Here is an 8,588-nt window from a genome sequence, read left to right as displayed (position 1 = left end):
GGGCTACCTCGACATCCTGATGCGCCCGGAGCGGCACAACAACGTGAAAGTGCTGCTGCTCATGGACGTGGGCGGCACCATGGACGAACACATCGCGCGCGTGGAAGAAATGTTCTCGGCCGTCAAGGCCGAGTTCAAGCACCTGGATTTTTATTATTTCCACAACTGCGTCTACGACTTCATGTGGAAGAACAACAAGCGCCGCTATGCAGAAAAATTCCCGACTTGGGACATCTTGCGCAAGTACAACAAGGACTACAAGCTGATCTTCATCGGCGACGCCACCATGAGCCCCTACGAGATTTTGCAAAAAGGCGGCAGCGTGGAATACAACAACGAGGAAGCCGGAGCCGAGTGGCTGCAACGCCTGACCCACACTTTCCCCAAATTTGCCTGGATCAACCCCGAGCCGCAAGGCGTGTGGCAGTACCGCCAGAGCATCTCCATCGTCCAGCAACTCATGAGCAACCGCATGTTCCCGCTCACCCTCAAGGGGCTGGAAGATGCGATGCGCTTGCTGAGCAAATGAGGCCATTGGCACGGTCCGTGCAAACGGTGCACACCTGCTGGGCGAGCCTGCTGTTGCCGCTGGCAGCCCTCGCGATGGGCTGGGTGTGCTTTCCAGCTTTGGCGCAAGAAAACCCCGCACCAGACACCACGGCCTTGGCCACCGCGACCCAAAAAACGCAGGCGTTTGCGCTGACCGTGCAAAGCAGCGACCCGGCCATCAGCGCTTTTTTAACGCAACACTTGGAACTGCAGCGCTACCGCGAATTGGGCGATTTGGACCACACCGAGCTGACCCGTTTGCTGCGCGATGCCGATGTGCAGGCCCGCGAACTCATGGGCACGCTGGGATTTTTTAACCCCCAATTGCACTGGACGCAAGACAAAACCGCCGACGTGGCCAGCTTGGGCCAAGTGCTGCTGGAGGCCCAGCCCGGACCCGCCGCCCGCATCCTGGAGGTGCAATGGCAATGGCTGGGCGACATGGCGGACAACCCCGAGGCCAAGGCGCAACAACAGGCGATCGAGCAACAGTGGTCCTTGCCTGTGGGCGAGCGCTTCAACCAAAGCGCTTGGCGCGCGGCGAAAAACCAAGCCCTGCGGCTGTTGTTGGCTGAGCGCTACCCGTGGGGGCGACTGTTGCACAGTCTGGCGCTGGTGGACGAGCCCAGCAACCAAGTCAAGCTTTGGCTGACCTTGGACTCTGGCCCTGCCGTGCGCCTGGGTGCCTTGCAAATCACCGGCAGCGAGAATTTTGGTGCGCTACAAGTTGAACGCTTGGCGCGGTTAAAAGCGGGCCAAATCTACCGTCAGGATGCGCTGCTGGAGGCCCAGCAACGCCTGGTGGTCAGCGGTTTTTACGACTCTGTTTTCATCGGTCTGGCACCTGACGCTGACCCCAATGCGGCCCCCGTCAACATTGAACTCAAAGAGAGCCTGCGCCAAAAATGGGTGGTGGGCGTGGGCGTGCGCAGCGACAGCGGCACCCGGCTGAGCGCTGAGCACACGCACCACAGCGTGCCGGGTTTGCAGTGGCGGTCGGTCAGCAAAATGGCCATCGACCGCGACTTGAAAAGTGTCGGTTTGGATTTGTTGGCCCCACCCGACAGCAGTTTGTGGCGTTGGAACACCTCGGCCCAGTTTGAACAAGAAATGCGCGGTGATTTTCAGGTCAACAGCCAACGCTGGCGTGCTGGCCGCATCCAACTGGGCGAGCGCATAGACCGCTCGTACTTTGCGCAATACGATGCCGCTCGCCAAGTGGGCGATGTGCAGGGTCAATTGGAATCGGTCAGCGGCAACTTGAGCATGACACGGCGTCACTTTGACAGCTTGCCTTTTCCCAAAAGTGGTTTGGGCTTGGGCGTTGAATTGGGCTCGGGCGTGACGCTGGGGCCTAAAAATGAACCTTATGTGCGCTGGCGCACCAAGGGTTTGGGCTTGTTGCCCCTTGGCCAAACCTATGGGCGTTTGTCGGTCAGGGCCGAGCTGGGTGGCGTGGTCAGCCGCGACACCACCAATTTGCCCACCACCCAATTGTTCTTGACAGGCGGTGACAACAGCGTGCGTGGCTATGCCCCCAACAGCATCGGTGTGGACGTGGGCAGCGGCCAAAGCGAGGCGGGCCGCTATGTGGCCGTTGGCAGCGTGGAATGGCAACGGCCGATCCGCCGCAAGGGACAGCCCACCGACTGGGAAAGCGCGGTGTTTGTGGACGCTGGTGCAGTGGCCAACAAGGTCAGCCAACTCCAAACGCAGTGGGGCTATGGGCTGGGTGCGCGTTGGCGCAGCCCGGTAGGGCCGGTGCGCATGGACTTGGCCTATGCGCAAAGCTTGCACAAGCTGCGCCTGCACCTCAGTGTGGGTTTTACTTTTTGAACATGAGCCGCAGCGCACCCCCCCCTCCACCAAGCCCCGCACGTGCGTCCAAAGCCACGCTGCTGTTGCCTGCCTACAAACGCATGCTGTCTTGGTTGGGCACCTTGTCGGCCGTGAGCTTGTCGGCCTTGCTCGGGCCCTTGGTGTTGGCCTCGCTGGCCTGGGCAGCTTGGGCTTGGACGGGGACCGCCGGGTCCTTGGCCACCGCCTTGAAAATGGCAGCCTGGGCCCTGCCAGCGAACCAGCAACTGCGCAGCGCGCATGTACAAGGCAGTTTGCAGCACGGCGGGGTCATCGGGCAACTTGAGTGGCAACGCGACGGACTGCAGGTGCTGGCGCGCGAGACCCAAGTTGTGCTGGACTGGTCACAGCTGTGGCGGCAGGCTTGGCCTGTGCGCAGCCTTCACCTGCAAGCGCTGCAGCTTCACGACGCGGGCCCTGCGCAAGCCGCCAAACCCTGGACCTCTTTGGTCTTGCCGCTGCCTTTGCAATTGGATGTGCAAGTGGATCAATTCACTTGGAAGGGGGCCGCCGATGTGGCACTCTCGGACCTGAAGGCGCGCTATGTTTTTGACGGGCAAACGCACCTGCTGGACGTTCAGTCACTGCGCTTGGCGCAAGGTCTTTACAGTTTGCAGGCCCGTTTGCAGGGCGCTGCGCCCATGGCGGTACACATCGATGTGCAAGGCCAAGTCAAGGCCCCGACCGGGCACAGCGCAAGCGACCTGCCCTTGGTGTTGCAGACTTCGGTGCAAGGCAACTTGTCGGGCGCAGCCGCCGAACTCCAGCTGCAAACCCAGCTGGCCCCGGCGGTGCTGGCCAACCGCTCGGTGCGCCCGCAAAGCGGTGTGCGGCTGGATCTGCAAGCCACGATGGCCCCCTGGGCCAGCCAACCCCTGTTGCAAGCCCAAGGCCAATGGCAGGCCTTGGACTTGGCCCTGCTGTGGCCGGGTGCGCCCCAAACCCAGCTGCAAGGCCAAGCCACGCTCAAACCCGACGGGCCTGCTTGGCAGCTCGAGGCCACACTCGACAACACTTTGCCAGGCCCTTGGGACCAGCAACGCCTGCCCTTGTCCAAGCTGCGCTTACAAGCCCGGCATGCGCAAGGTCTTTGGCAAATTCAACAAGCTCAGGCACACACAGGGCAAGGCCAAGTGCAAGCCTTGGCCCAACAAACCGCCGCAGGCTGGACGGGCCAAATTGACCTTCAAAACTTGGCTCCCGCGCAACTGCACACCGCCTTGACCGGGCCTGCTGTCTCAGGTCGACTTGAAGCTCAGGCTCAGGCGCCAGCCAAAGATCGCAGCCCCATGGCAGCGCCCCAAAGCATCCGCTTGACGGCCAACTTGAGCGCGCAAGACCTGCCCAGCCCAAACCCCCTGCGCCCCAGCAACCCAGCGACACTGGCCGGTTTGCAATGGGAAACGCTGCAGCTTTCGGGGCAATGGACGGAACAGACTTGGGACATCGATGCCCTGCGCCTGCAAGCAGCCCAAGCTTTGCTTGAAGCGCAGTTCAAACTGACGCCCTCTTTGCGTTCGGTGCAAGGCCAGATGTCGTTGAAGCTGCCCGGCCTGCAAGCCCAAGCCCAAGGCAGCATGGCCCCTCAAAGTGGCCAAGGCAACTTGAGCGTGACGGTCAACAACGCGGCGCAAAGCATGGCATGGCTGCAGGCTTTGCCTGGTTGGGGCTCTTCGCTGCAAGCCCTCAAGGCCTCAGGCCCGGGCCTGCTCGAAGCCCAGTGGCAAGGCGGATTCGAACAAGCCGACGCGCCCCTTTCCTTGAAAGTTCAATGGCCCCGCCTGGCATGGCAAGCAACGCCTGCCCAGGCCACGCAAAAGCCATGGGTGGTGACCCAAGGCCTGTTGCAGCTGCAAGGCACGCCACAAGCTGTTCAGGCGCAACTGCAAGCCCATTGGGGCCAAGGCGAGCCCAGCGCCGAAGTCAAAACCCAGTGGCGCGCCCAGCGAATCGATGCGTCCAACACCCGTTGGCAAGGCCAGTTGGAGAGTTTTCAAGCCCAGCACTTGCGCACAGAACCAGCGACCACCCCGCCTGCTTTTCCTTGGCAACTGCAACTGCAGCAAGCAATGGGCTGGCAAGCCCAACTGGGCAACACGGCACCCTCGCTTGAATGGGCAGCATCCGCCTGGCAAGTGCAAGGCCCCACCCCGGGCACAGTGCAATTGCAGGTCGAGCCAGGCGCTTGGACAGCCGCAAGCGCCGATCAAGCCCAAAAAACCTTTGGCGCGGCCCAATGGCAAGCCCTGCCTTTGAGTTGGGCTCAGCACTGGCTGCCCCCAGACATCCAAAGCGACGTGCTCTTGAAAGGCCAGGTGCAGTGGCAAATCGACCAAGGGCTGCGCCTGAGCCTGTCAACCGAACGCAGCCAAGGCGACGTCAACGTGGACACCGTCCAGGCCTCTGGGCAGCGCACCGCCGCTGGGCTGCGCCAGGCCAAGGTTTTGTTGCGCATCGTCAACGACAAGCTGGAAGCCGAACTCGGTTGGGACAGCGAGCATTTGGGCCAACTGCAAGCCCAGTTGCAAAGCCAGCTCAGCCCATCGGCCCAAAGCCGCTGGCATTGGTCTGAACAAGCCCCACTGCGCGGCTCGGTGCAAGCGCGCTTGCCGCAAGTGGGGGCTTGGTCCTTGTTGGCACCACCCGGCTGGCGCGTGCAAGGCACCCTCGATGCCAACTTGACATTGACCGGCACGCGTGCGCAACCCCAGTGGCAAGGTCGGCTGCAAGCCAAGCAACTGGCCGCGCGATCGGCGGTGCAAGGCATCGAGTTCAGCCAAGGTGAAATGCAAGCCCGACTGCAAGGCCAGACCTTGGTCTTGGAGCGGCTGAGCTTGCGCGGCGCAGGCACGCAAGGGGGCGAACTGCTGGCCAGTGGCCAAGTGCACTTCAGCCCAGACCACGCCAAGGCGCAAAGCCAAGTCCAGAACCAAAACCAAAACCAGAACCAGAACCCCGGCAAGCCCCGCAACAACCCATTGAGCACGGCGATTTTGGCGCTGAAAATCGAGGCCAAAGGCCTGCGCGTGAGCAACCGCGCCGATCGCCGACTGGCCATCTCCGGCGAGGTCAACGCACAAATGGTCCAAGGCCAATTGCTGCTGCGAGGCGGCCTGAAGGCGGACCAGGCTTTGTTCATCTTGCCCGACGACAGCACGCCATCGCTGGGAGACGATGTGGTGGTCTTGGGCCCCGGTGTAGGCAATTTCAATTTGACCGATCCGCGCACCGCCACGGAAGGCCAAGACAGCACACGCTCTTGGCTGGGCGTGCCCGATGTCCAAATCAAACTCGACCTGGGGCCCGATTTCAGGCTCCAAAGCAAAGGCCTGAACACCCGACTGGTGGGGCAGTTGGTGTTGGTGAGCAACACCACCACCCAAGGACTGCCACAGATCACCGGACAAGTGCGCACCCAAGGCGGCCGCTACAAAGCCTATGGTCAACAACTGAATATTGAAACCGGTGTGCTGCGCTTTGATGGACCCTACGACAACCCGAGCCTGGATGTCATCGCCCTGCGCCCCAACTTGCCGCAAAACGTGGGCGTGCAAATCACGGGCACCGCCTTGCTGCCGCGCATCCGCCTGTATGCCGAACCCGACTTGCCCGATGCCGACAAGTTGGCCTGGTTGGTGCTGGGCAGACCCGCCGCCAGCGGCGGGGCCGAATCGGCGGTACTGCAACAAGCGGCCGTGGTGTTGCTCAGCGGCAATGGGGAAAACTTCAGCAGCGAGTTGGCCAACCGATTGGGCTTGGACGAGATCTCTTTGGCCACCGGCAGCCGCTCCGACAGCACCGCCACCGGTGCAGCCGTCACCTTGGGCAAGCGCCTTTCAAAAGACTTTTATCTGGCCTATGAAACCAGCCTGAGCGGTGCCTTTGGGTCTTTGTACATTTTTTACGACCTCTCACGCCGCCTCACCTTGCGCGCGCAAGCAGGCGAGCAAAGCGCACTGGATCTGATTTTCACGGTCCGCAGCGACTGAAAGCACAGGCCCGCCGCACAGGCGGTCCGAGCAGAACTGACAGGCCATCAAGCGGACCACCGCACAGCGGATGGGCCCACCGTGACAGCGCCATTGTCGAGTGCCGTGCCCGGTACAATTTGACCCTTGGCCACCGTAGTTCAATGGACAGAACTCTCCCCTCCTAAGGGAGTGATACAGGTTCGATTCCTGTCGGGGGCACCAAACCTGAATCCGCACACGTCCAGCACGGTGCGGATTTTTTTATTTCCCCTCTGAAAACCCGTTTTCATCGTCCATTGTGGTCCGTTGAAATGCGCCACCTTCCGGGGGCATGTGGGGGCACATTTGGGAGCACATTTTCAGAAATTGGGGGCACATTTCAAAACGCACCAGGGGCAAGGCCAGGCGGGCGCACGGTAAGACCGTGGGGGCACATCGGGCAGTCGGTGGGGGCACATGCCCAGATCGGTAGTGTGTACCGGCCTCACAATGACAATACAACCCCCTTAGGGTCAGCCTACAACTACAGTTTCAGCGCCGCCGAATTCACCCGCGATAGCCCAAGCTGGGGAGGACCCAAGGGCAACAGGGCGCACTCGATCACGACACCGGGCAGGCCGTGGCACCAGCGAACCGCACCAAGTCAACACCACAGCGCCCGCCTGATCCGTTGCTGGCTGACTCAGTCATCGTAATGAAAGCGACAGGCCACGATCAACACAGACACTTCATCGGCTTCGTAAACCAGACGGTTGGTGTCATCGATGCGCCTTGACCAAAACCCCGCCAAGTTGCCCACCAGAGGTTCGGGCTTGCCTATGCCTGCAAATGGATCGCGGCAAGCGGCATCGATCAGGGTGTTGATTCGCTTGAGTGTTTTTCGGTCTTGCCCTTGCCACCAGGTGTAAGCGTCCCAGCCGTCAGGGGTGAATCGAACCTCTCTCATGCGTCTATCAGCTTGCGCCGCTTGGCCTTACCGGCTTTGGCTTGGTCAACAGACCGCATCAGGGCGCGGGCATTGGCCGGGCTTGAAAGCAGGTAAAGCGTTTCCTGAATGGATGAATACGCCTGTTCAGACAGGATCACCGCGTTGCCCCCTTCGCGCCTGTGAATCAGCGTAGGGGCTTGATCGTCAATCACTTGGTCAATCACCGCTTTGAGTGAGTTACGGGCATCGGTGTAGCTGATCACTTGCATGGTGTAAACCTGTTCAGGTAGTTGAACAGCTATTTTAAGGGCGCAGGCCCAACCATGCAAAGCGCCGCCGATAGGGGGGCAAAGGGGGGCACTTTTCGCGGCCATTTCCGGGGCCGTGCGTTCGCGTCCGTTGGCGGGGCACCGAATACCGCACCAGAGCAAACAGCAAAGCACCGGGGGCACCGTGCAGGCGTGTGGACAGCCGCACCTTCAACACCGTCCGAAAGCGTCAAAACCATGGGCGGGCCGTTGCTCACTGGAACAAAACACCCAAACCGGGCACCAGCGCCAGCGATTCAGGCGGGCAAGGCAAAAAGCAGCGAAGGCAAGGGGCAAAGGCAAGCGAAAAAGGGGCCCAATAGAGGTGAATGAGTGATTTTTTTTCACATACTGATACTGTCCCCGCTTTGTCCCCTAAACGTCCCCACTTTGTCCCCACTGCCCTATCGGGCTGCAAGCCGCATAAAACCTCAGTTCTTGCAATTTGTCCCCGCTGTCCCCGCACTTTTTGAAACCAGCAGCCGGTAAAAAACGCAAAGCACACCGCACGGGCGCAAAAAAACCGCCTCGGTGGGCGGCTTTTGCTGGCGCTGGGCACCGTGCCGGGCAGGTCATGCGGCCCTGTGCGCTTCCAGGTCGATCACATCGGCCCCTTTGGCTTTGGTGTCCAGGTAGTCGGCCCACCACTGCAGCAGGTGGGCGCGGTCTTTCGTGTAGGTGGATCGGTGGTAAACGCCCCGCACCTGATCGCGTTCTTTGTGGGCTCACTGGCGCTTGATCACATCGCGCAAGCTTCGATCATGCTCATTCGTCACGGTTGAAAACAGCGCCCGGAACCCGTGCGCCGTGGCCGTGTTTTTTGTAACCCATGCGGGCGAGTGCTGAATTGAACCTAGATCCGGCAGTTATTCTGTCATCGTGAGCTGACTTGGTGGATACCAAGGCGGCAGGGGGCGGGTGATTCTCTGCACCACGTAGTCCAAGAACGTCTTCCATCGATCCGCCTGAGGCAAC

The 8,588-nt window shown here is 61.0% G+C and carries 6 protein-coding genes, 1 tRNA gene and 1 pseudogene; 4 read left to right on the top strand and 4 right to left on the bottom strand.

Annotation, left to right across the window (positions count from 1 at the left end):
* The 4 genes and pseudogenes from ACIQ39_RS17250 to ACIQ39_RS17235 all read left to right on the top strand — a co-directional run.
* Nucleotides 1–529, top strand: a pseudogene (locus ACIQ39_RS17250) (hypothetical protein); the annotation flags it as partial.
* 17 nt (nucleotides 530–546) lie between these two features.
* Complete coding sequence (locus ACIQ39_RS17245) at nucleotides 547–2,385, top strand: autotransporter assembly complex family protein (protein WP_396435828.1); 1,839 nt, start codon at nucleotides 547–549, stop codon at nucleotides 2,383–2,385.
* A gap of 2 nt (nucleotides 2,386–2,387) precedes the next feature.
* Nucleotides 2,388–6,395: a translocation/assembly module TamB domain-containing protein gene (locus tag ACIQ39_RS17240; RefSeq protein ID WP_396435827.1), complete on the top strand. Its 4,008-nt coding sequence runs from the start codon at nucleotides 2,388–2,390 to the stop codon at nucleotides 6,393–6,395.
* 129 nt (nucleotides 6,396–6,524) lie between these two features.
* A tRNA-Arg gene (locus ACIQ39_RS17235) sits at nucleotides 6,525–6,599 on the top strand.
* A gap of 460 nt (nucleotides 6,600–7,059) precedes the next feature.
* Here ACIQ39_RS17235 and ACIQ39_RS17230 read toward each other — a convergent pair.
* The 4 genes from ACIQ39_RS17230 to ACIQ39_RS17215 all read right to left on the bottom strand — a co-directional run.
* Nucleotides 7,060–7,323, bottom strand: coding sequence for a Txe/YoeB family addiction module toxin (locus tag ACIQ39_RS17230; RefSeq protein ID WP_396435826.1), 264 nt, complete (start codon nucleotides 7,321–7,323; stop codon nucleotides 7,060–7,062).
* Nucleotides 7,320–7,574, bottom strand: coding sequence for a type II toxin-antitoxin system Phd/YefM family antitoxin (locus ACIQ39_RS17225; RefSeq protein ID WP_053170708.1), 255 nt, complete (start codon nucleotides 7,572–7,574; stop codon nucleotides 7,320–7,322). The genes ACIQ39_RS17230 and ACIQ39_RS17225 overlap by 4 nt, the downstream gene beginning before the upstream one ends.
* 611 nt (nucleotides 7,575–8,185) lie before the next feature.
* Complete coding sequence (locus ACIQ39_RS17220) at nucleotides 8,186–8,317, bottom strand: hypothetical protein (protein WP_396435825.1); 132 nt, start codon at nucleotides 8,315–8,317, stop codon at nucleotides 8,186–8,188.
* A 61-nt stretch (nucleotides 8,318–8,378) separates the two neighbouring features.
* Nucleotides 8,379–8,588, bottom strand: a 210-nt coding sequence (locus ACIQ39_RS17215) for a hypothetical protein (protein WP_396435824.1), incomplete at its 5' end; no start/stop codon positions are given.

This window comes from Limnohabitans sp. (assembly GCF_044361645.1).
Lineage (GTDB): Bacteria > Pseudomonadota > Gammaproteobacteria > Burkholderiales > Burkholderiaceae_C > Limnohabitans_A.
This window is presented reverse-complemented; position numbering and strand designations above follow the sequence as displayed.